Raw genomic sequence first — 22442 nt, forward strand, 5'->3', positions numbered from 1 at the left:
TTTTGACTCCTTATCAATCAACGCGTTATTACCCGCCTAAATACGCGCTTCTCACCGCTTCGTTCGCCAGTAGTGCGTCGCCGGTATCGGAGAGCACCACATGACCGTTTTCCAGCACGTAGCCGCGATCTGCCAGCTTCAGCGCCTGATTGGCGTTCTGTTCGACGAGGAAGATGGTCATTCCCTGCTCGCGCAACTGCTCGATGGTGTCGAAGATTTGTTGGATGATAATCGGTGCCAGTCCGAGCGATGGCTCATCAAGCAGCAGCAAACGCGGATTGCTCATCAGTGCACGACCAATCGCCAGCATCTGTTGTTCACCGCCGGACATGGTGCCCGCCCGCTGAATACGGCGCTCATGCAGACGCGGGAACAGCTCATAGACCCACTTTATGCGCTCCTGAAACTGATCTCTTTCGGCAAAGAAACCGCCCATTGCCAGGTTCTCTTCCACCGTCATCCGCGAGAAGACACGACGCCCTTCCGGGACAATCGCCACTGCTTCACGCATGATTTTCGCCGTCTGCCAGTCGGTAATGTCTTTATCATCAAACACAATTCGTCCGCTGGTGGCGCGCGGGTCGCCGCATAACGTACCGAGCAAGGTGGTTTTCCCTGCGCCGTTCGCACCAATCAAGGTAACAATCTCTCCCTGATTAATATGCAGGCTCACCTCATGCAGCGCCTGGATTTTGCCGTAGTGGGCGCTGACTTTGTCAAAGGACAACATGACTTTTTCCATCTTATGCCTCACCTAAATAGGCACGGATCACGTCCGGGTTATTACGGATCTGCTCCGGCGTACCATTTGCCAGTGGCGTCCCCTGATTAACCACGTAGATTCTGTCTGAAATCCCCATCACCAGCTTCATATCGTGCTCAATCAACAAGATAGTGGTGTTGTGATGATTACGCAGCTCGGCAATCAGCTCATCCAGTTCTTTGGTCTCTTTCGGGTTAAGACCTGCCGCCGGTTCGTCGAGCATTAAAATCTCCGGCTGCGTCACCATGCAGCGGGCAATCTCCAGACGACGCTGGTCGCCATAGGCCAGGTTGCTCGCCTGGCGGTTGGCGTGTTCCAGCAAACCAATGCGCTCAAGCCAGGTTGCGGCGCGGTCGAGCGCTTCACTCTGGGCGCGACGGAAAGAAGGCGTTTTCAACAGGCCGGAAAACAGCCCGGTTTTTAGTTGCTGATGCTGCGCCACCAGCAGGTTTTCAATCACTGTCATTTCACGGAACAGACGCACATGCTGGAAGGTGCGCACCACGCCCATGCGGGCAATTTGCTGGCCGGGCAAACCTTCCAGATGCTGATCGCGCAGTAAAATGGTGCCGCCGGTGGGTTTGTAGAATCCGGTCAGGCAATTGAAGACCGTGGTTTTTCCGGCACCGTTAGGGCCGATTAACGAGACGATTTCCTGCGGGTACAGCTCGAGATTGACGTTGTTCACCGCCAACAGGCCGCCGAAGCGCATCATCAGGCCGTTAACAGATAATAATGGCTGACTCATGCCTGCTCTCCTTTCGCTTCGCCGTTCTTCAGCTTCAGTTGCGGGCGTGTCATGGGCAGCAAGCCCTGTGGACGCCAGATCATCATCAGCACCATCAGGCCACCGAGCATCAACATGCTGTATTCGTTGAAATCACGCATCAACTCGCGCGACACCACCAGCAGAACTGCCGCCAGAATCACCGCAAACTGTGACCCCATGCCACCGAGCACCACAATTGCCAGCACAAATGCCGATTCGGCAAAGGTGAAGGATTCCGGGCTGACAAAGCCCTGGCGCGCAGCAAACAGCGTTCCGGCGAAACCCGCAAACGCGGCGCTGATGGTAAAGGCTGTCAGCTTGATACGGCGCGGGCTTAAACCCAGCGAACGACAGGCGATTTCATCTTCACGCAACGCTTCCCATGCGCGACCCAGCGGCATCCGCAGCAGGCGATTAATGACGAATAAGGAAAACACCACCAGCAACAAGGCCACCAGGTAGAGAAAGATGACGCGATCGGACGGATCGTATTTCAGGCCAAAGAAATTACTGAAGGTATCCCAGCCGCCTTCACGGGCAGTACGACTGAACTCGAGGCCAAAAAAGGTCGGTTTAGGGATCTGGCTGATGCCGTTCGGACCGCCGGTAACTTCAGTATTATTGAGCAGCAAAATACGCACAATTTCACCGAAGCCGAGAGTAACGATCGCCAGATAATCACCGCGCAGACGCAACACCGGGAAACCGAGCAGGAAGCCCGCCGCCGCTGCCATCAGACCGGCAATCGGCAGACAGGTCCAGAAGCCAAGACCATAATAGTGATTGAGCAGCGCAAAGGTGTAAGCACCAATGGCGTAAAATCCGCCATAACCGAGCACCAGCAGGCCGGAAAGCCCTACCACCACGTTCAACCCGAGGCCGAGGATAATATAGATCATGGTCAGAGTGGCGATATCCACCGTCCCTCGCGACACCATAAACGGCCACGCCACCGCAATCACCAGCAGCGCCACGAGGAACAGCTTCTGTTTCACCGTGGAACCATCAATCGCTGGCAGGATGAACTTCGGCCCGGAAACGCTTTTCAACCCTTTCTGGAAAGCAGGTCGCACAAGCTGAAAGAAAAAGACCACCGCCGTGCCGATAAACACCCATTCCCAACGGACATCCGAAGCCGCGTCGACCACCAGTTTGGTGCCGTCCAGCTCCAGTTGCACGCCCATAAAGACGCCCGCCAGGACAAAGAACATGGCGGCAGAGAGCAGCGCCATTGCAATATGCATCGGTTTCATACTTTCTCTACCTCCGGACGCCCCAGAATACCGGTCGGCATCACCAGCAACACCAGAATCAGCAAGGCGAATGAAACCACATCTTTATATTCCGTACTCAGATAGGCAGAAGAGAGCGCCTCCGCAATCCCCAGGATCAGCCCGCCAATCATCGCCCCCGGAATGCTACCAATCCCGCCGAGTACCGCAGCAGTAAAGGCTTTCATCCCGGCCATAAAGCCAATATAGGGGTTAATCACGCCGTAGAACTGACCGAGCAGAACGCCTGCCACCGCCGCCATCGCTGCGCCAATCACAAAGGTCAGCGCAATCACCCGGTCGGTGTTAATGCCAAGCAGACTCGCCATTTTCAGATCTTCCGCGCAGGCACGACACGCGCGTCCCATACGGGAATAGCGAATGAAAATCGTCAGCGCCAGCATGGCGAGGAAGGTGACAATCCAGATCACCGCCTGCATGGTGGTAATAGACGCAGAGAAGTTTTCGCTATGACCCACTATCCACTGACCGTTAAACAGGCTGGGCAGCGCCACGTCGCGCGAACCTTCGGTCAGGCTGACGTAGTTTTGCAGGAAGATAGACATGCCAATCGCGGAAATAAGGGCAATCAGACGTTTAGAGTTACGCACCGGGCGATACGCTACCCGTTCGATACTCCAGCCGTAAGCGCTGGCAATGACTATTGCACCGACGAATCCCGCCGCCACCAGCAGCCAGCCGGTATCAATGCCCATCATCATCAGCGCAGCGATGATCATAAACGAGACGTAGCTGCCGATCATATAAACCTCGCCGTGGGCGAAGTTGATCATGCCGATAATGCCGTAAACCATGGTGTAGCCGATGGCAATCAGCGCGTAAGTACTGCCCAGCGTGACGCCGTTAAACATCTGCTGCAAGAAATACAAAAACTGCTCAGACATAAGGTAACCTTTCTAAACCTGCCCGCTTTTCACGGGCAGTGGGATGATTACTTGGCTGCCGTGGAAGAACCGTCGGCGTGCCACTGGAAGACACCAAAATCAAATCCCTTCAGATCGCCTTTTTCATCCCAGTTCAGCGGCCCAATCACGGTATTAGCACCGTTAGCTTTTAAATCTTTCACCAACGCCAGCGGTTCATCGCTGCCGGTACGCTCAAGGGCAGTCGCCAGAGATTGCACCGCTGCGTAGGTGATCCAGACATAGGGACCGGTTGGATCTTTCTTGTCGGCTTTCAGCGCATCAACAATGCCCTGGTTTGCCGGGTCCTGGTCATAGCGTTTTGGCATGGTGACCAACATACCTTCGGCAGCATCACCGGCAATGTTCGACAGCGACGCGTTACCGACACCTTCCGGCCCCATAAACTGGGTTTTCAGGCCGACGGAACGAGCCTGGCGCAGCATCTGCCCCATTTCCGGGTAGTAACCGCCGTAGTAAACGAAGTCGATGTTTTCTTTTTTCAGGCGGGCAACCAGCGCGGAGAAATCTTTCTCGCCAGCAGTAATGCCGTCGAAGAAGACGATATTGGCATTAGCCGCTTTCAACGCGTCCTGCACCGAACGCGCCAGCCCTTCGCCATACTGTTGTTTGTCGTGAATAATGGCGATGCGCTCGGGTTTCACCGTCTCAACAATGTATTTCGCGGCAGTCGGCCCCTGGGAGGAGTCCAGCCCGGCAGTGCGCATGATGTGTTGATAACCGCGTTGAGTCAGTTCCGGGTTGGTCGCCCCCGGCGAGATCATCAGAATACCTTCGTCTTCATAGATGTCCGACGCAGGCTGGGTAGAGGAGGAACAGAGATGACCAATAACGTATTTAATGCCGTCGTTAACGATTTTGTTGGCGACCGCAACGGCTTGTTTCGGATCGCAGGCGTCGTCATATTCCACGCCAACCAGCTTATCGCCTTTAATTCCTCCTTTCGCGTTAATGTCTTTGATTGCCTGGCGAGCACCGTTAAATTCCATATCGCCCCACTGGGCAACCGGGCCAGACATCGCGCCGACAACGGCAACTTTAATATCGTCGGCCAACGCGGTGTGTGATATTGCCAGTGCAATCATCCCTGCGATGATAGTTTTCGCATTCCGTTTCATTATTCAAAATCCCCACTCGTAATGTTGTGTTGCTTTGTTTTTATGTATTAAAAAATCTGGCTGTTCTTTTTTTATACTGCGCTGTTTTGCCTGTCTGATTAAGGGTTTAGCGCAGTATTTTGTGATAATAGCGATTAAAATCCCTATTTTTCAGTCGATTAAGAACAGATAATATTCTGAATTTATTGATAGATAAACAGAAAAAAGCGCCGTTGTCAGCATAAAATAACGACACAAAGGGCGGAATAATTCACTACCATTCAGGGGATTATGCTGGACAATTTTCATTCTCTAATGTTTTTAATTTGTAATTATTGCTGAAAAAAAATTAATCACCTGCCAAAAGAAATAAAAAAGAGAAAGCCTCCGATTAAATTATTTCGCTACACTGGTTCCACTTTTGTGATTTGTACGGGTTACCTATGAAGCTGACCATCATTCGATTAGAAAATTTTAGCGACCAGGACCGGATTGACCTGCAAAAGATCTGGCCGGAGTATTCCCCTGCGTCTTTACAGGTTGACGATAACCACCGTATCTACGCCGCGCGTTTTAACGAGCGCCTGCTTGCTGCCGTGCGAGTAACCTTAAGCGGCACTCAGGGGGCACTGGATTCCCTACGCGTGCGGGAAGTCACCCGCCGACGCGGTGTGGGGCAATATCTGCTGGAAGAGGTGTTACGTAACAATCCTGGCGTTTCATGCTGGTGGATGGCGGATGCCGGTGTGGAAGATCGCAGCGTGATGGCGGCGTTTATGCAGGCGTTGGGATTTAAGGAACAACCGGGCGGCTGGGAAAAGCATTAATATTCAGGTGTGATGACAAACGAGGGATTGCCTGATGCGCTACGCTTATCAGGCCTACAATGTGTATTTCAATTTACTGATTTCTGTAGATCTTGTAGGCCGGATAAGGCGTTTACGCCGCATCCGGCATGAAGCAATGAACTTGATATCAGCAATTTGACGGCAACCCTGGGTTGCCGATTAATGATTACTTCGCATCGGTCGCCGTGCCATTAGCGTGCCAGTCAAACACGCCGAACTCGAAACCTTTCAGATCGCCTTTCTCATCCCAGGTCAGCGGCCCCATCACCGTATCAACCGGGTTCGCTTTCAGGTATTTGGCGATCTCAGCCGGATCGTCGGACTGGTTCAGACCCGCCTGTAAAGATTGCAGTGCCGCGTAGGTGGTCCACACGAATGCGCCGCTTGGATCCTGTTTTTTCGCTTTGATCGCGTCAACAATTGGTTTGTTCGCCGGAACCTGATCGTAGTTCTTCGGCTTGGTCACCAGCAGACCTTCCGCTGACTCGCCCGCGATATTAGACAGCGAGACGTTAGCCACACCTTCCGGCCCCATAAACTGGGTTTTCAACCCCGCCGCACGTGCCTGACGCAGGATCTGCCCCATTTCCGGGTGGTAACCGCCGTAGTAAACGAAGTCGATATTCTCTTTCTTCAGACGCGCCACCAGGGTTGAGAAGTCTTTTTCTCCGGCGGTGATGCCGTCAAAGAACACCACGTTAGCGTTACCTTTCTTCAGGCCGTCCTGCACCGCACGCGCCAGACCTTCACCGTACTGCTGTTTGTCATGAACGATAGCAATACGCTGCGGTTTCACTTTCTCAAGAATATATTTCGCCGCTGTTGGTCCCTGGTCAGAGTCCAGGCCAGTGGTGCGCATGATCAACTTATAGCCACGCGCGGTCAGTTCTGGCGCGGTTGCCGCTGGGGTGATCATTAAAATACCTTCATCTTCATAGATGTCAGACGCTGGCTGCGTTGATGAAGAACAGAGGTGGCCAATCACATATTTTATGCCGTCGTTAACAACTTTGTTCGCCACTGCTACCGCCTGTTTCGGGTCACAGGCATCGTCATATTTTACGATTTGCAGTTTGTTGCCTTTAACGCCGCCTTTGGCGTTAATATCCGCAACTGCCTGCTCTGCGCCAGTAAATTCCTGGTCACCATACTGGGCTACCGGGCCAGACATCGCTCCGACAACCGCGACTTTGATATCTTCCGCCAGAGCCATATTGCTGAATGCCAGCGCGATACATCCTGCCAGTAACGCTTTACCCTTTATATTCATCCTGAGAATCCCCATTCTTCTGGTTATTACGTGTATTGTGATGTTGTTGTACAGCACTTTATTTCGTTTTGTGTATGACTACCCGTGCCTTAGCAGCATACTCTGCTAAAACATACCCGATTTTTATGATTTTGGAACGAGAAATTTAGACGAAACACCACAAATTCATAACAAAAATTACCATCATTGAGAACCATATCTTCGCTTAGATATTTATAACCACATGAAATGTATATTAATATATTATTTGCTATATTTATGGCATATCTTAAATAAGATATTCAGTTCAAGAATAAATAAAACATTAATCATCATTTAAAACAATAAAATATAACCCACCCTTCCTCTTATTTATTACAAAAAGTTTATTAGCAATTTTAGCCAACGCTACCATCTGTGATCCTGTTAACATTTTAATTTATTCGAATTAATATAAAATCTTAGACCAAGGATTCATCCTTAATATGATAAGAAACATAACATTCGAATTATGAATATTTATTTCTTATCAGCCGCGCCATAACTATAAAAGGAACTTATCATTTGAATCAGTTCGATATTATAATTCTGACACACGGTGAAGCTGGTAATTATTTATTATCCAGCAGCGAAATGATTGTAGGTAAAACAAAAAATTCCACGTCGCTTTCTCTGCAGCCTGGAATGTCACCTGAAACACTTATGCTACAAGTAAAAGCGGTACTCAGGCCTGGTATTGATACGCTCATATTCACAGATATCTATGGCGGAACGCCATCAAATATTGCCCTCCTTCTTTCTAAAGATTTTCCCATTCGCTGTATCAGCGGTGTCAATTTGGCTATGTTAATCGAAGCCAACATGTTACAGGATTCTGACGAAATACTTACCTTTGAAGAATATGTTCAACATGTACATGATGCGGGTAAAGAAATGGTTCAAACTTATTACTTTAATAAAGGATGATAAACTATGAGTATAGTACATGCCCGTATTGATTACCGTTTAATTCATGGACAAGTTATAACAAAATGGTTAAAAAGAAGTGATGCTAATAAAATAATTGTCATTGATGACCCTTTATCACGCGATCCTTTTCTTGCCGAAGTCTATAAGATGGCAGCGCCAAGTGGCGTCGAAGTAATAATGACATCTATTGAAGATGTATTACAGCGCTGGAATAGCAATAACTTCTATGAAGGAAAGCTATTAATACTTTTCAAATCGATCGATTCTGCATTACAAACCATACAAGGTGGTTTAATGCTAGAGGAATTACAGGTCGGCGGCGTTGAAAACACTCCAGGAAGGAAAATAGTTTTCAATCAAATATCACTCAATCATGAAGATGCCGACAAACTTCAAATCATCGAAGATAAGAATATAAAAGTTTATTTCCAAACTATTCCTGAAGAAGATCCTGCCAGCCTACAAAAAATCAAAAATAAGTTACCTTAATTAAGGAGAGGAACTTATGTCTATTTTTACCGCAGCAATTATTGCCCTGGTATATTGGATATCCCAGGCAAAAGTATGGTACGGTTTTTCTATTATGCGTATGCCATTATCGATAGCACCTATTATGGGACTAATCTTTAATGATATGCCAACCGCTTTATCTGTTGGGGCCACCTTACAGATGATCTATATCGGGAGTATTGCCCCGGGAGGAAACCCTCCTGCCGATGAAGGTTTAGCCTCGTGTATCGCAATCCCAATTGCACTTACCGCAGGTATTAAACCAGAAATTGCTATCTCTTTAGCTATTCCTCTGGGGTTGCTGGGCGTGGTTCTGGAAAACGTGCGCAAAACACTGAACACTACGTTTGTCCACATGGCTGACCGCTATGCAGAAAAAGGGGATATCAAAGGCATACAACGCGCAGCCACAATATATCCTCTCCTGTTAGCCTTTCCGATGCGTTTTGTACCGGTATTCATCGCCTGTTTGTACGGCCCGGATGCCATTGCCTCTTTTGTAAACCTGCTTCCCGCCTGGTCGACGAATGGACTGGCGATTGCCGGTAATATTCTGCCTGCACTCGGTTTCGCAATAACCATCATTGTCATCGGTAAAAAACAATATATCCCTCTGTTCATTATCGGCTTTTTCCTCGTGACCTATTCAGGTTTGAATACTATTGGCATCTCTATTTTTGGACTCTGTGCCGTCCTCTTATATATGCAGTCACAAAATGCAAAAGGAACGCAAAATGGATAATACAATTGAGTCAGGATACTCAGCATCCTCACCAATTACGCAAAGAGATGTTCAGATTGTTTGGCTAAAATGGCACGCGTTCTCTGAAACATCTTTGAATTTCGAACGCTTGCAAGCGCTGGCATTTTGTAACGCAATGACAGGGGTATTAGCGAAATTATATCCCGATGAAAAAGATCTCGCTAAAGCCCTACAACGCCATTTAACCATGTTCAACACTCAGGCGAACTGGGGATCGGTTATCGCTGGTATTAGTATTGCGCTGGAGGAAAAAGCAGCCCAGGAACCAGAAGAACAACGTGAAGCAACAACGCAGCTCGTTACGGGTTTAAAAACGGGTCTTATGGGGCCTGTATCAGGTATTGGTGACACGTTAGACTTTGGTACATTGCGCCCCATTGTTATTGGTGTCTGTATCCCGTTTGTTATTCAGGGATACGTTATTGCCGCACTTCTCCCCCTGATTTACCAGGTTGTTTACATGTTTTTCGCCAGTCGATTTGCACTCAATATCGGCTATAAAAAAGGGAAAGAATCAATCCTGGAAATCCTGCATTCTGGTAGCATTCATCGAATCATTGAAGGCGCAGGAATGTTCGGGTTGTTGATGATGGGGGCGCTTTCAGCAACATATGTAAAAATTAAGACGCCATTGCACATTACAACCGGTGGCGGTAATACCATCGTCTTACAAGATATGCTGGATAAAATTGTACCTAACATGTTGCCGCTTATTGCCGTGTTGGGTATTTATTTTTACATACAAAAGTGTGGCCCACATTTCTTACGCATTCTGGTAACTATTCTGTTTTTAAGCCTGGCGTTTTCTTTCTTTGGAGTTTTATAAAATGAAAAAGATAACTATCACGCCAAGACCTTTTGTTGATAAAGGCAAAGTCTATATTGAAAAACTACAATCTGCAGGTTATGACGTTGAATGTAATACCAGTGGAGGTCGATATAGCAAGGAAGAACTCATCGAGAAAATTAAATATGCAGATGCCATTATTACCGGCAACGATCCTTTAGACAGAGAAGTGATTGATCAGGCAAAAAACTTGAAGGTTATATCGAAATATGGTGTAGGGTTAGACAATATAGATGTCGATTACGCGAATAGAAAAGGCATCGTAGTGCACAAAGCTCTCAATGCCAATTCTATTTCCGTTGCAGAGATGGCCATCCTGATGATGCTCTCCAGTTGCCGAAAATATGTCGAAACCGAGAATCAAGCCAGAAATGGTCAGGATGTCAGGCTTGTCGGTCATGAGCTATATCAAAAAACGCTGGGATTAATTGGGCTTGGTGCAATTGGTCAGCATGTTGCCCATATTGCTCATTCTCTTGGAATGATTATCACCGCCTATGATCCCTATCTCGATAAAAATAAAGTTCCATCTTATATAGAGCTTAAATCACTGGATGATATTTATCATCATAGCGACATCCTTTCTCTACATTTGCCGTTACTGGATAATACTCGTAATCTGATCAACGAGACGGTATTCGATAAAATAAAACCCTCGGCCATTTTAATTAACACAGCAAGGGGGGGATTGGTTGATGAAGAATCTTTATATAGCGCACTTATTAATCAGAAAATAGCCTTTGCCAGCGAAGATATTGAGTTGAAGGAACGTTCAGCAAAAATTAAAGAACTAAAAAATTATTCTATTACACCTCATGCTGCTTCATTCACCAATGAGGCCGAGCATAACACCATGCAAATTTCTATCAAAAATGTCCTACAGGAACTGGAGAAAGAATAATGAAAGAGCTTAAAGGGATTATTACCGCAATGGTAACGCCTTTCGATGAAATGGAAAAAATGGACATTTCAGCAGCAAAAAAAATGGCACGTTGGTTAGTCGATAAAGGCGTACACGGCTTGTTTATTTGCGGAACGAACGGTGAGTTTCATTTGCTCTCCGATGACGAAAAAGTTGAACTAACAAAAGCCGTAGTTGAAGAAGTTGGCAATGAAGTGACTATTTGTGCAGGCGCGGGTTGCTGTAGCACAAAACAAACTATTGAATTAACAAGACGCTTAGTAGATGCAGGTGCCGATTACATTTCCGTTGTGACACCATACTACCTGGTGCCTAACCAGGAAGATTTATACCGCCACTATTATGATATTGCCTTAAGCACAACAGCCCCCATTATTCTTTATAACTTGCCGGGTCAGACAGGGTTGAGTATTGAATATGAAACGGCAAACCGTTTAGCCGATATTGAAAATATCGTAGCGATAAAAGATAGCAGTGGTAAATTTGAAGTTCAGAAACAATATCTGGAAATATCTAAACATAAAAACTTTAAGGTGTTAAATGGCTCAGACTCCTTAATGCTGGATGCATTTAAAGAAGGTTCTGTGGCTGCTGTTGCTGCAACGTCGAATGTTCTGCCTACTATTGAAGTCGATTTATATAACTACTTCATGGCCGGTGAACTGGATAAAGCACTGGAAGAGCGCAACAAGATGGATTCGCTACGCATGACCATTAAAAAAATGACTGCGCCTGCGGTAATGAAGGAAGCACTAAACCTGATGGGCGTGAAAGCCGGTATTACCCGTAGACCAATTCATATGCCAAACGACGCGATCGTCGAAGACATCAAGGAAATGCTAAAAGGCTATAAATTCCTGTAAATGATAAATGCCGGATGCACCTTATCCGGCAAGACAGCAGAAACAAAAACCCCCGGACTCGCTTCCAGGGGTTATCAGGTACAGCTCAACGCGTTGTGCAGTTACGCTTCAATAGCAGCGCGAAGTTTTTTCATCGCGTTCTTTTCAAGCTGACGCACACGCTCGGCGGAAACGCCGTAACGGTCAGCCAGTTCCTGCAACGTAGATTTGTTGTCTTCGTCAAGCCAGCGCGCGCGGATGATGTCCTGGCTACGTTCGTCCAGACCTTGCATCGCGTCGGTCAGACGGTTTGCCGCCTGCTCTTCCCAGTTATCATCTTCAATGCCGTCGGCAAAGTTAGATGATTTATCCTGCAGATAGAGCACCGGAGCCATCGGTTGGCTATCGGAATCGTCGTCGGAAGACATATCGAATGTCATGTCTTGTGCCGCCATACGCGATTCCATCTCACGCACGTCTTTGCTGGTAACGCCCAGTTCGCGAGCCACCATTTCGACTTCATCCTGATTAAACCAGCCCAGACGCTGCTTGGTTTTACGCAGGTTAAAGAACAGTTTGCGCTGTGCTTTGGTCGTCGCAACTTTAACGATACGCCAGTTACGCAGAACGTATTCGTGGATCTCTGCTTTGATCCAGTGGACGGCGAAGGAGACCAGGCGCACACCCACTTCCGGGTTGAAACGGCGCACTGCTTTCATCAGGCCGATGTTACCTTCCTGAATCAAATCCGCCTGTGGCAGGCCATAGCCCGCATAATTACGAGCAATATGAACAACAAACCGCAGGTGAGACAGGATCAGCGTTTTAGCTGCTTCCAGATCGCCATGGTAATGCAGCTTTTCAGCCAGCGCCCGCTCCTCGTCAGCCGACAACATCGGCCACGCGTTAGCTGCCCGGATGTAGGAATCCAGGTTGCCAACAGGGGCTAAAGCTAAACTTTGCATTTTGTCAGTCATTCAAATCCTCTCAATCGATATCTTCTGGCGCCTCAGTGGTAGCAACAACTGTGCCAGAGCTTAAGAGCAACGAGATTATCATTCACAGTTTTATCAGACCGTGATTTTATCCACAAGTTCAATGCTGGCTTGTGAATAAATTACGCACAAAATGTGACATAGAGATGAAATACCGGGAAGAGACAACGGGGTCTCTTTCCCTGCTACGGAACCCATTGCAGGGAAAGAGTATAGCACGCTTTTATTATTCCGGCGTAAAGTGGCGTAAATGCTGTACCGTGGCAAGCCACGCTGCCACCCAGCCAATCATCGAACACACCAGCAACAACAACAGGCATTCATCGAAAGATAACCCATTGATATCAAACTTCGTTCCGAATACCTGTGCCACTTCTGCAACCGCCGATGACAAACGTAGCACCAGGATTTCTGACAAAATTAATGACAGCAATGCGCCAGAAAATCCCAGCAGCGCACCACCGTACAGGAACGGGCGAAGGATGAAACCATCCGTCGCGCCAATCAGTTTCTGCACGTTAATAGAATCACGACGGGCAAAAATGCTCAGACGCACACTGTTGCCGATAACAAGGAACACTGCCGCCACCATCAGCACGCCGATCATTGCCGAAACACGCCCAACCAGCCCAGTTAGCGCGGTCAGACGGGCAAACCAGCTATCGTCCATTCGCACTTCATCAATGCCGTTAATCTGGGTAATACGGTCACGTAGCGTATTCAGTGACTCCGTACCCTGAAAATCGAGTTTCGGGATCACCACCGCTACTGCCGGAAGCGGGTTTTCCTCCAGCATATCCAGCGCACCGCCAAAACCAGACCAATTACGGAACTCGCCCAGCGCGTCTTCACGAGAAAGATAATTCACTTTCTCCACGCCCTGCTCGGCCTGTAGCTGCGCAACCACCCCCGCTGCTGCATCATCGTCCAGCGTTTTTTGCAGATAAACGGTGATTTGCGGTGACGGATAATATTGCGTCGCCGCATGGTTGACGTTTTTGTACACCATATAACAAACGCTGGGCAGCGTCAGGGAGATGGCGATCACCATCACCGTTAAAAACGTGGCGAACGGTTTGCTTTTTAGATCCTGCAAAGCACCGTGGAACGCATAGCGCACCTGTTCGTTGAAAACATTGGTTTTGCGATTCGCCGGTTTCGGTGATGACTTCGCTCGTTTCGGCGCGTTACGACCACCGTCGCCAGAGCCGCCGACCGATTTACGGAAGCGATCCAGACGTCCACCGAACTGGCGAATATTATTAATTGCATCGCGCTTATTCATGGGTCACGCCTCCATGCAAGTGACCATCGCTCAGAGTGAGCATGCGATAGGAACGCCGCGAAATCAGGTTAATATCGTGCGTTGCCATTAATACTGTTACTCCAACGCGGTTAAACTCTTCAAACAAACGTAAAATCCCTTCTGACAGCGCGTCGTCCAGGTTACCGGTCGGTTCATCCGCCAGCAGTACCGCAGGTTTGTTAACCACCGCACGGGCAATGCCAACGCGTTGTTGTTCACCGCCAGAAAGCTGAATAGGAAAGTTCTTCGCTTTGTCCAGTAGCCCGACTTTATCCAGCGCCGCCGATACACGGCGACGGATATCGTCACCACTGGCACCGGCGATAATCAGCGGGATCGCCACGTTATCGTAGACAGTACGATCCATCAGCAGATGGTGATCCTGGAAAATCATACCGATCTGGCGGCGCAGAAACGGAACTTCACGGTTTTTCAGACGCGTGATGTCATGGCCGCTAAACCAGATTTTCCCGGCGCTGGGCCTCTCAATCCCACAGATCAGCTTCAGGAGGGTACTTTTCCCTGCGCCGGAATGACCGGTCAGAAACGCCATCTCACCCGGCTGCATATGGAACGTCACGCCCTGCAGCGCCTGCCTCCCACCGAGATAAGCCTTGCTGACATGTTCAAAGCGAATCATTTTTAGTCCTCTCGGGCAAAAAGTGCCTCAATAAAGTCGTCCGCTTTAAACGGACGCAAATCCTCAATACGTTCGCCTACACCAATATAGCGGATAGGAATACCAAACTGGTCAGCCACCGAGAAAATTACCCCGCCTTTCGCCGTGCCGTCCAGTTTCGTCAGCGTGATACCGGTTAAGCCAACCGCTTCGTGGAACAGTTTGGCCTGGCTTACCGCATTCTGCCCGGTGCTGGCGTCGATAGTCAGCATAACTTCATGCGGAGCTTCAACGTCGAGTTTCTTCATCACGCGAACGATTTTCTTCAGCTCTTCCATCAGGTGCGATTTGTTCTGCAAACGTCCGGCGGTATCGGCAATCAGGACATCAACATTACGCGCCTTAGCGGCCTGAATGGCATCGAAGATAACAGAGGCGGAGTCCGCACCGGTATGCTGGGCAATCACCGGAATATTATTGCGCTGTCCCCAGACCTGAAGCTGCTCAACCGCTGCCGCACGGAAAGTATCGCCTGCCGCCAGCATTACCGACTTGCCCTGCTGCTCAAACTGACGCGCCAGCTTGCCGATGGTCGTGGTTTTACCCACACCGTTGACGCCCACCATCAGGATCACGAATGGTGTTTTGCCTTCGACATTCAGAGGCTCATCAACCTTCGCCAGAATCTCACCCATCTCTTCTTTCAGCAGGCCGTAGAGCGCCTCAGCATCGCGAAGCTGCTTGCGTGATGCGCCTTCTGTCAGATTGGTGATGATTTTGCGTGTGGTTTCCACGCCCACATCGGCAATCAAAAGCTGTTCTTCCAGCTCTTCAAACAGATCATCGTCGATTTTTTTCCCACGGAACAGGCTGATAAATCCGGAACCGAGGTTTTCTTTCGTTTTTAACAGGCTGCGCTTCAGGCGCGCGAAGAAACCTTCTTTGGTTGGTTTTTCCTGTTCCTGAGCGATTTCTTTAACCGGCTGATCTTCTTCTGCCGGAGTAACCACCATCACCGCCTCTTCTACCGCTTCGGCGGCCAGTGCCTGCGCTTCCAGCTCTTCGTCAGTGATTTCTTCTTGCGCCGCTTGTTCTTCCGCCGCGTCGACAATCTCCACGGTTTCCGCTTCTGCCTGCCATTCTTCTGGCGAAACTTCCTGGGCTTTGACTTCTTCCGGCAGCGGCAGTTCTTCACGCTCAATAGCCACCGGTTCCGGCATGACTTCAGGTTCAACTACCGGCGCTGGCGCTTCTTCAACTATAGATTCCGGCTCTGCAATAACTTCCGGTTCGCTAACAGCTTCAGGCTGCACTTTCTCACTTTCGACAACCTGTTCGCTTACTTCCACCACTTCGGCAGCAAAAGTTTCCGCCCCGGCTTCAGTATGAACCTGCGGCTGCTCTTCAACAGCTTGTTCAGCTACTTTCGCAGGCTCTTCTGCCTGAACGATTTCTTCTACAACCTGTTGTTCATTTTGGACTTCTGTCTCTTTTTCCGGGGTCTGCTCTTTTTGACCAAAGCCCAGCCAGGAAAAAAAGCCACGTTTTTTTTCTTTCGCCATCTGCGACTATACTCCTCGCTGTTGCTTCATGGCACAGCGTTCACGCTATGTACATAGCAGCTAAAAAAATGATGAAATAGTCTATCACTTAACTTATTCCACATCACCGCCTGCAATTATGTGTTATCTGGCGGATTGAGCACTTTATCATGAAAAAACCGAATCATTCCGGCAGCGGTCAAATCCGCATTATTGGCGGGCAGTGGCGAGGCCGTAAACTCCCGGTTCCTGATAGCCCAGGTCTACGCCCCACCACTGATCGCGTACGTGAAACCTTGTTTAACTGGCTAGCGCCGATAATTGTTGATGCGCAATGTCTGGATTGCTTCGCAGGTAGCGGGGCTCTGGGGCTGGAAGCCTTGTCACGCTACGCTGCGGGAGCTACGCTGGTTGAGATGGATCGTGCAGTATCTCAGCAGTTAATCAAGAATCTGGCGACGCTGAAAGCAGGCAATGCGCGAGTCGTGAACACCAATGCGATGTCTTTTCTGATGCAAAAAGGAACGCCGCATAATATTGTGTTTGTTGACCCACCGTTCCGCCGTGGCTTGTTGGAAGAAACCATTAATTTACTGGAAAACAACGGCTGGCTGGCTGATGAAGCCTGGGTTTATGTTGAAAGTGAAGTAGAAAATGGCCTTCCCACCGTTCCGGCAAACTGGTCGTTGTATCGCGAAAAAGTGGCGGGTCAGGTCGCTTATCGGTTGTATCAGCGTGAAACACAAGGAGAAAGTGATGCTGATTAATATTGGACGTTTGTTAATGCTCTGCGTTTGGGGATTTTTAATCCTCAATCTTTTTCAACCATTCCCACGCCCGCTGAATATTTTCGTTAATGTCGCGCTGATTTTTACGGTTCTGATGCATGGTATGCAACTGGCGCTGTTGAAATCGACCTTACCGAAAGATGGCCCACAGATGACCACTGCCGAAAAGGTGCGTATTTTCCTTTTCGGCGTGTTTGAACTGCTGGTCTGGCAGAAGAAATTTAAAGTTAAAAAATAACCTTATTGCTCGCCAACAAAGCTGACAAAACGCGTTCCTTTAAAGCTCAACGTACCTTTATCACCCACCGTCAGGGCATGGTACTGTTGAGCGTCAAGACGGAACGTCTGCTCCAGTCCGCCGCTTTGCGGTTTGAAACTCGCCTCATAACGCAGACTGGTGCCAGCCGGTATCACTTCCTGCTGACGCGAACGACGATCGTTAATCGGTGTTTCTCGCTTATTGCTCACCACCACCAGTTGTTGCTGGAGCGGTGCCATATCATTATCAGCTTTTTCCCGTCGCTGCTGCATAAAGCGAAACGATGCGGCGACAATGATTAAGCCAATGATAACAATAAAGAAAAGAGGTGCCTTGCTCATCTTTATCCCTCATCGGAAAATGCGGAAATAAGCATACCCTGCCAGTTATGGTGTTGTCATCCGTCCACCCTCGCCACTAAACTGGAAGCAAGACTGTAGGCATTCCGCTTACGAAAAAATAACGAATTCAAGGAACTAAGATGCTTTGGTCGTTTATCGCTGTCTGTCTTTCCGCATGGCTATCTGTGGATGCATCGTACCGTGGGCCAACCTGGCAACGCTGGCTATTTAAACCGTTAACCCTTCTTCTCCTGCTATTGCTGGCCTGGCAGGCACCAATGTTCGACGCGATTAGTTATCTGGTGCTGGCGGGGCTGTGTGCGTCACTGCTGGGTGATGCGTTAACCCTGTTACCACGCCAGCGTCTGATGTACGCCATCGGCGCGTTTTTCCTCTCACACCTGCTGTACACCATCTATTTCGCCAGCCAGATGACGCTCTCCTTCTTCTGGCCGTTGCCGCTGGTACTGCTGGTGCTGGGCGCGCTATTACTGGCCATTATCTGGACGCGTCTGGAAGAGTTCCGTTGGCCTGTCTGTACTTTTGTCGGTATGACGCTGGTAATGGTGTGGCTGGCAGGTGAGCTGTGGTTCTTCCGCCCGACCGCTCCCGCACTCTCTGCTTTTATGGGCGCTGCACTGCTGTTCATCAGTAACTTTGTCTGGCTGGGTAGTCACTATCGCCGCCGCTTCCGTGCGGATAACGCCATTGCAGCGGCTTGCTATTTTGCCGGTCACTTCCTCATCGTCCGCTCACTGTATCTCTGATAAAACTTGACTCTGGAGTCGACTCCAGAGTGTATCCTTCGGTTAATGAGAAAAAACTTAACCGGAGGATGCCATGTCGACTCCTGACAATCACGGCAAAAAAGCCCCTCAATTTGCCGCATTCAAACCGCTAACCACGGCACAGAACGCCAACGACTGTTGCTGCGACGGCGCATGTTCCAGCACGCCAACACTCTCTGAAAAAGTCTCCGGCACTCGCTATAGCTGGAAAGTCAGCGGCATGGACTGTGCCGCCTGTGCGCGCAAAGTAGAAAATGCCGTGCGCCAGCTTTCTGGCGTGAATCAGGTACAGGTGTTATTCGCTACCGAAAAACTGGTGGTTGATGCCGACAATGACATCCGTGCGCAAGTTGAATCGGCGGTGCAAAAAGCGGGCTATTCCCTGCGCGATGAACAGGCCGCCGAAGAGCCAAAAGAATCACGCCTGAAAGAGAATCTACCGCTGATTACGCTCATTGTGATGATGGCGATCAGTTGGGGACTGGAGCAATTTAATCATCCGTTCGGCCAACTGGCGTTTATCGCCACCACGTTGGTTGGGCTGTACCCGATTGCTCGCCAGGCGTTGCGCTTAATTAAATCCGGCAGCTATTTTGCTATTGAAACGTTAATGAGCGTAGCCGCCATCGGCGCGCTGTTTATTGGCGCAACGGCAGAAGCCGCGATGGTATTGCTGCTGTTTTTGATTGGTGAACGGCTGGAAGGTTGGGCCGCCAGCCGCGCACGTCAAGGCGTCAGCGCATTAATGGCGTTGAAACCAGAAACCGCCACGCGCCTGCGTAACGGCGAACGTGAAGAAGTGGCGATTAACAGCCTGCGCCCTGGCGACGTGATTGAAGTTGCTGCGGGCGGGCGTTTACCTGCCGACGGTAAACTACTCTCACCATTTGCCAGTTTTGATGAAAGCGCCCTTACCGGCGAATCCATCCCTGTGGAACGCACAACAGGCGATAAAGTCCCTGCAGGTGCCACCAGCGTCGACCGACTGGTTACACTGGAAGTGCTATCAGAACCGGGTGCCAGCGCCATTGACCGCATTCTGAAACTGATCGAAGAGGCCGAAGAGCGCCGCGCACCGATTGAGCGATTTATCGACCGTTTCAGCCGTATTTACACGCCTGCGATTATGGCCGTCGCCCTGCTGGTGACGCTGGTGCCACCGCTGCTGTTTGCTGCAAGCTGGCAGGAGTGGATTTATAAAGGGCTGACATTGTTACTGATTGGCTGCCCGTGTGCGTTAGTTATCTCCACGCCTGCGGCGATTACCTCCGGGCTGGCGGCAGCGGCGCGTCGTGGGGCGTTAATTAAAGGCGGCGCGGCGCTGGAGCAGTTAGGTCGTGTTACCCAGGTGGCGTTTGATAAAACCGGTACGCTAACCGTCGGTAAACCGCGCGTTACCGCGATGCATCCGGCAACCGGTGTTAGCGAATCTGAACTCCTGGCGCTGGCGGCAGCGGTGGAGCAAGGGGCAACACATCCACTGGCGCAGGCCATAGTTCGTGAAGCGCAAGTTGCCGCACTCAGCATTCCTGGCGCAGAGTCACAGCGAGCGCTGGTCGGCTCTGGCATTGAAGCGCTGGTCAACGGCGATCGGGTGCTGATATGCGCCGCAGGGAAACATCCTGCCGAAGCATTCGCCGGTTTGATTAACGAACTGGAAAGCGCCGGACAAACGGTAGTGCTGGTGGTGCGTAACGATGACGTGCTTGGTGTGATTGCGTTGCAGGATACGCTACGCGCCGACGCCGCAACTGCCATCAGTGAACTAAACGCGCTGGGCGTTAAAGGGGTGATCCTCACCGGCGATAATCCGCGTGCAGCGGCAGCCATTGCCGGTGAACTGGGGCTGGAGTTTAAAGCTGGATTACTGCCGGAAGATAAAGTCAAAGCCGTGACCGAGTTGAATCAACATGCGCCACTGGCGATGGTGGGCGACGGTATTAACGACGCACCAGCTATGAAAGCCGCAGCCATTGGGATTGCAATGGGTAGCGGCACAGACGTGGCGCTGGAAACCGCCGATGCAGCGTTAACGCATAACCACCTGCGTGGTCTGGTGCAGATGATTGAACTGGCACGCGCGACTCACGCCAATATCCGCCAGAACATCACTATTGCGCTAGGGCTGAAAGGGATCTTCCTCGTCACTACACTCTTGGGTATGACCGGCCTGTGGCTTGCGGTGCTGGCAGATACGGGGGCGACGGTGCTGGTAACGGCGAATGCGTTGCGGTTGTTACGCAGGAAGTAAAGGTGTTGCCTGATAGCCTCTGGCTATCAGGCTTAACGCTGGGGCGGGAACGGCGGCATAGTCAGGAAAGCGTAATATAGCGCTAACATCAGAATGACGGAGATAACACTGAATGCAGCAACCAGGCGAGATGCTAATGATGGCCTTTTGAACATCAACCACAGAGCATAAGCAAGCCCGACGCCGTTGAGTAAAGGTAAAAATATCATTAGCCAGAGCCAACCCCATGCAAGTACCCCCAGCCATCCCCCCACGACGATAAAAACAGGGGCAGCCAATTGGGGGCGAATATCGCGAGCAATCCCAGCAATCCCAGACAAACTGGAATTAAATAATCCATTTGTGCATTCCATTACACTTGCTTGCCGGATGCGGCGTAAACGCCTTATCCGGCCTACACAGGGCATCGAACTCGTAGGCATGATAAGACGCGACAGCGTCGCATCAGGCATTGTGCACCATATCGCCAGATGCAGCTTAAACGCTTTATTCGTTATACAAACCGGTTGCAAGCCGCAAAATTGAGCGCGATCGGCCCCCTCGCCCCTCTGGGGTGAGGGTTAAGGTGAGAGGAAAAGGCGGCATCGAAGCCAATCTGCCCCCATCAGCCACCTTTGCGAATCAAATAACGATAAGGCAGTCCGTCCGTCTCTTTGGCCACCAGTTCGTGTTCCATAAAGGTACAAAACCCAGGAATATCGCGGGTCGTGGCCGGATCATCGGCAATAATCAGCAACGTTTCGCCAGGCTGCATATTACGCACGGTTTTACGCACCATCATCACCGGTTCCGGGCAGCGCAGGCCTAGTGCGTCAAGTGTGTGGTCAGGGCTGGAAAAGAGATCGGTCATTTTCTTCTCGTCACATAAAAAAACGGCGCTAGTTTACGCCCTGCGAGTCCGTAAGCAAACCAGGTTAACGATTGCGTGAAAATTAACCATTGCATTGTTAACACAAAGCAGTATCATGCGGCGGCTCGAAAAAAGGGTAAGCACGTTATTATCTCACTATAAAATAACGTGCCGTACGTATTGGGTTCCCTCACCCCAATGGTTAATCAAAAAGGTACAATATGAACGCTTTCTCGCAAACTCAACGCTATAAAGCGTTGTTCTGGTTATCGTTATTTCATCTACTGGTGATCACCTCCAGTAACTATCTGGTACAGCTTCCGGTCTCTATTTTCGGTTTTCATACCACCTGGGGCGCGTTTAGCTTTCCGTTTATTTTTCTTGCTACCGACCTGACCGTGCGTATTTTTGGCGCGCCGCTGGCTCGTCGTATCATCTTTGCGGTGATGATCCCCGCGTTGCTGATCTCCTACGTCATCTCGTCGCTGTTTTATATGGGTTCATGGCAGGGATTCGGCGCTCTCGCCCACTTCAACCTGTTTGTCGCCCGTATCGCTACCGCCAGCTTTATGGCCTACGCGCTGGGACAGATCCTCGACGTACACGTCTTTAACCGTCTGCGTCAGAGTCGTCGTTGGTGGCTGGCACCGACGGCTTCCACACTTTTCGGTAACGTCAGCGACACATTGGCCTTCTTCTTTATTGCTTTCTGGCGCAGTCCGGATGCCTTTATGGCCGAACACTGGATGGAAATCGCGCTGGTTGATTACTGTTTCAAAGTGTTAATTAGCATCGTTTTCTTCCTGCCAATGTATGGCGTATTACTCAATATGCTATTGAAAAGACTGGCAGATAAATCCGAAATCAACGCTTTGCAGGCCAGTTAAAGGTTCGTTATCAGACTTGTGAT

Annotated in this window: 24 protein-coding genes and 1 pseudogene; 12 read left to right on the forward strand and 13 right to left on the reverse strand. The window is 49.8% G+C overall.

The window, feature by feature from the left end:
* Window positions 1-28: 28 nt before the first annotated feature.
* The 5 genes from livF to livK are packed head-to-tail and all read right to left on the reverse strand — an operon-like array spanning window position 29 to window position 4865.
* Window positions 29-742, reverse strand: coding sequence for a high-affinity branched-chain amino acid ABC transporter ATP-binding protein LivF (gene livF / locus A31E_RS05935; RefSeq protein WP_000416891.1), 714 nt, complete (start codon window positions 740-742; stop codon window positions 29-31).
* Between the two features lies 1 nt (window position 743).
* Complete coding sequence (livG, locus tag A31E_RS05930; protein WP_000082101.1) at window positions 744-1511, reverse strand: high-affinity branched-chain amino acid ABC transporter ATP-binding protein LivG; 768 nt, start codon at window positions 1509-1511, stop codon at window positions 744-746.
* Window positions 1508-2785: a branched chain amino acid ABC transporter permease LivM gene (livM, locus tag A31E_RS05925; RefSeq protein ID WP_016249307.1), complete on the reverse strand. Its 1278-nt coding sequence runs from the start codon at window positions 2783-2785 to the stop codon at window positions 1508-1510. Before livM ends, livG begins: the two co-directional genes overlap by 4 nt.
* The gene (gene livH / locus A31E_RS05920) at window positions 2782-3708 is read right to left on the reverse strand and encodes a high-affinity branched-chain amino acid ABC transporter permease LivH (protein ID WP_001295106.1); all 927 of its coding nucleotides are present in this window, start codon (window positions 3706-3708) and stop codon (window positions 2782-2784) included. The genes livM and livH overlap by 4 nt, the downstream gene beginning before the upstream one ends.
* A gap of 47 nt (window positions 3709-3755) precedes the next feature.
* Window positions 3756-4865 carry a high-affinity branched-chain amino acid ABC transporter substrate-binding protein LivK gene (livK, locus tag A31E_RS05915; RefSeq protein ID WP_001517262.1) on the reverse strand — a complete coding sequence of 370 codons (1110 nt, stop codon included), beginning with the start codon at window positions 4863-4865 and terminating at the stop codon, window positions 3756-3758.
* Window positions 4866-5287: 422 nt separating this feature from the next.
* On the opposite strand from livK, the gene panM reads away from it, so the two are divergent.
* Window positions 5288-5671 (forward strand): aspartate 1-decarboxylase autocleavage activator PanM, encoded by a 384-nt coding sequence (gene panM / locus A31E_RS05910; RefSeq protein ID WP_000778773.1) that lies wholly within the window; start codon window positions 5288-5290, stop codon window positions 5669-5671.
* 187 nt (window positions 5672-5858) lie between these two features.
* Here the strand turns inward: panM and livJ are convergent, their stop codons facing one another.
* Window positions 5859-6962, reverse strand: coding sequence for a branched chain amino acid ABC transporter substrate-binding protein LivJ (gene livJ / locus A31E_RS05905; protein ID WP_010381090.1), 1104 nt, complete (start codon window positions 6960-6962; stop codon window positions 5859-5861).
* 543 nt (window positions 6963-7505) lie between these two features.
* Here livJ and A31E_RS05900 point away from each other — a divergent pair.
* The 6 genes from A31E_RS05900 to dapA are packed head-to-tail and all read left to right on the forward strand — an operon-like array spanning window position 7506 to window position 11815.
* Window positions 7506-7907, forward strand: coding sequence for a PTS sugar transporter subunit IIA (locus A31E_RS05900; protein WP_001071222.1), 402 nt, complete (start codon window positions 7506-7508; stop codon window positions 7905-7907).
* Window positions 7908-7913: 6 nt separating this feature from the next.
* Entirely contained in the window at window positions 7914-8399 is a 486-nt protein-coding gene (locus A31E_RS05895) for a PTS sugar transporter subunit IIB (protein WP_016249309.1), read from the forward strand.
* 16 nt (window positions 8400-8415) lie between these two features.
* Complete coding sequence (locus A31E_RS05890) at window positions 8416-9162, forward strand: PTS mannose/fructose/sorbose/N-acetylgalactosamine transporter subunit IIC (RefSeq protein WP_000021881.1); 747 nt, start codon at window positions 8416-8418, stop codon at window positions 9160-9162.
* Window positions 9155-10009, forward strand: coding sequence for a PTS system mannose/fructose/sorbose family transporter subunit IID (locus A31E_RS05885; protein ID WP_000370586.1), 855 nt, complete (start codon window positions 9155-9157; stop codon window positions 10007-10009). The genes A31E_RS05890 and A31E_RS05885 overlap by 8 nt, the downstream gene beginning before the upstream one ends.
* 1 nt (window position 10010) lies before the next feature.
* The gene (locus A31E_RS05880) at window positions 10011-10931 is read left to right on the forward strand and encodes a phosphoglycerate dehydrogenase (RefSeq protein WP_016249310.1); all 921 of its coding nucleotides are present in this window, start codon (window positions 10011-10013) and stop codon (window positions 10929-10931) included.
* On the forward strand, window positions 10931-11815 hold the full coding sequence (gene dapA, locus A31E_RS05875; protein WP_016249311.1) for a 4-hydroxy-tetrahydrodipicolinate synthase: 885 nt from the start codon (window positions 10931-10933) through the stop codon (window positions 11813-11815). Before A31E_RS05880 ends, dapA begins: the two co-directional genes overlap by 1 nt.
* A 101-nt stretch (window positions 11816-11916) precedes the next feature.
* Here the strand turns inward: dapA and rpoH are convergent, their stop codons facing one another.
* The 4 genes from rpoH to ftsY all read right to left on the reverse strand — a co-directional run bounded on the left by rpoH (window position 11917) and on the right by ftsY (window position 16276).
* The gene (gene rpoH, locus A31E_RS05870; RefSeq protein WP_000130220.1) at window positions 11917-12771 is read right to left on the reverse strand and encodes an RNA polymerase sigma factor RpoH; all 855 of its coding nucleotides are present in this window, start codon (window positions 12769-12771) and stop codon (window positions 11917-11919) included.
* 244 nt (window positions 12772-13015) lie between these two features.
* The gene (ftsX, locus tag A31E_RS05865) at window positions 13016-14074 is read right to left on the reverse strand and encodes a permease-like cell division protein FtsX (protein WP_001042022.1); all 1059 of its coding nucleotides are present in this window, start codon (window positions 14072-14074) and stop codon (window positions 13016-13018) included.
* Window positions 14067-14735, reverse strand: coding sequence for a cell division ATP-binding protein FtsE (ftsE, locus tag A31E_RS05860; protein WP_000617724.1), 669 nt, complete (start codon window positions 14733-14735; stop codon window positions 14067-14069). Before ftsE ends, ftsX begins: the two co-directional genes overlap by 8 nt.
* Window positions 14736-14737: 2 nt before the next feature.
* Window positions 14738-16276: a signal recognition particle-docking protein FtsY gene (ftsY, locus tag A31E_RS05855; protein WP_001517270.1), complete on the reverse strand. Its 1539-nt coding sequence runs from the start codon at window positions 16274-16276 to the stop codon at window positions 14738-14740.
* Window positions 16277-16425: 149 nt separating this feature from the next.
* Between ftsY and rsmD the strand changes: the two genes are divergently transcribed.
* Both rsmD and A31E_RS05845 read left to right on the forward strand, forming a co-directional pair.
* Window positions 16426-17022 (forward strand): 16S rRNA (guanine(966)-N(2))-methyltransferase, encoded by a 597-nt coding sequence (gene rsmD, locus A31E_RS05850; protein ID WP_000743180.1) that lies wholly within the window; start codon window positions 16426-16428, stop codon window positions 17020-17022.
* Window positions 17012-17281: a DUF1145 family protein gene (locus A31E_RS05845; protein ID WP_001517271.1), complete on the forward strand. Its 270-nt coding sequence runs from the start codon at window positions 17012-17014 to the stop codon at window positions 17279-17281. The genes rsmD and A31E_RS05845 overlap by 11 nt, the downstream gene beginning before the upstream one ends.
* A 2-nt stretch (window positions 17282-17283) precedes the next feature.
* On the opposite strand, the gene A31E_RS05840 is transcribed toward A31E_RS05845, so the two are convergent.
* Window positions 17284-17643 carry a DUF2500 domain-containing protein gene (locus A31E_RS05840; RefSeq protein WP_000030471.1) on the reverse strand — a complete coding sequence of 120 codons (360 nt, stop codon included), beginning with the start codon at window positions 17641-17643 and terminating at the stop codon, window positions 17284-17286.
* 140 nt (window positions 17644-17783) lie between these two features.
* On the opposite strand from A31E_RS05840, the gene A31E_RS05835 reads away from it, so the two are divergent.
* Both A31E_RS05835 and zntA read left to right on the forward strand, forming a co-directional pair.
* A complete protein-coding gene (locus tag A31E_RS05835) occupies window positions 17784-18410 on the forward strand; it encodes a lysoplasmalogenase (protein WP_000964706.1) in 627 nt (208 codons plus the stop codon).
* Between the two features lie 73 nt (window positions 18411-18483).
* Window positions 18484-20682, forward strand: a complete 2199-nt coding sequence (gene zntA, locus A31E_RS05830) for a Zn(II)/Cd(II)/Pb(II) translocating P-type ATPase ZntA (RefSeq protein ID WP_000106513.1) — start codon at window positions 18484-18486, stop codon at window positions 20680-20682.
* A 32-nt stretch (window positions 20683-20714) separates the two neighbouring features.
* On the opposite strand, the pseudogene A31E_RS0123055 reads toward zntA, so the two are convergent.
* Together A31E_RS0123055 and tusA are read right to left on the reverse strand one after the other, a co-directional pair.
* Window positions 20715-21022: pseudogene (locus A31E_RS0123055) on the reverse strand (hypothetical protein).
* 264 nt (window positions 21023-21286) lie between these two features.
* Window positions 21287-21532, reverse strand: a complete 246-nt coding sequence (tusA, locus tag A31E_RS05825; protein WP_000130621.1) for a sulfurtransferase TusA — start codon at window positions 21530-21532, stop codon at window positions 21287-21289.
* Between the two features lie 221 nt (window positions 21533-21753).
* Between tusA and A31E_RS05820 the strand changes: the two genes are divergently transcribed.
* Entirely contained in the window at window positions 21754-22419 is a 666-nt protein-coding gene (locus A31E_RS05820) for a 7-cyano-7-deazaguanine/7-aminomethyl-7-deazaguanine transporter (protein ID WP_000991081.1), read from the forward strand.
* Window positions 22420-22442: the final 23 nt, after the last annotated feature.

The organism is Escherichia sp. KTE159 (assembly GCF_000408805.1).
Taxonomy (GTDB): Bacteria; Pseudomonadota; Gammaproteobacteria; order Enterobacterales; family Enterobacteriaceae; genus Escherichia; species Escherichia marmotae.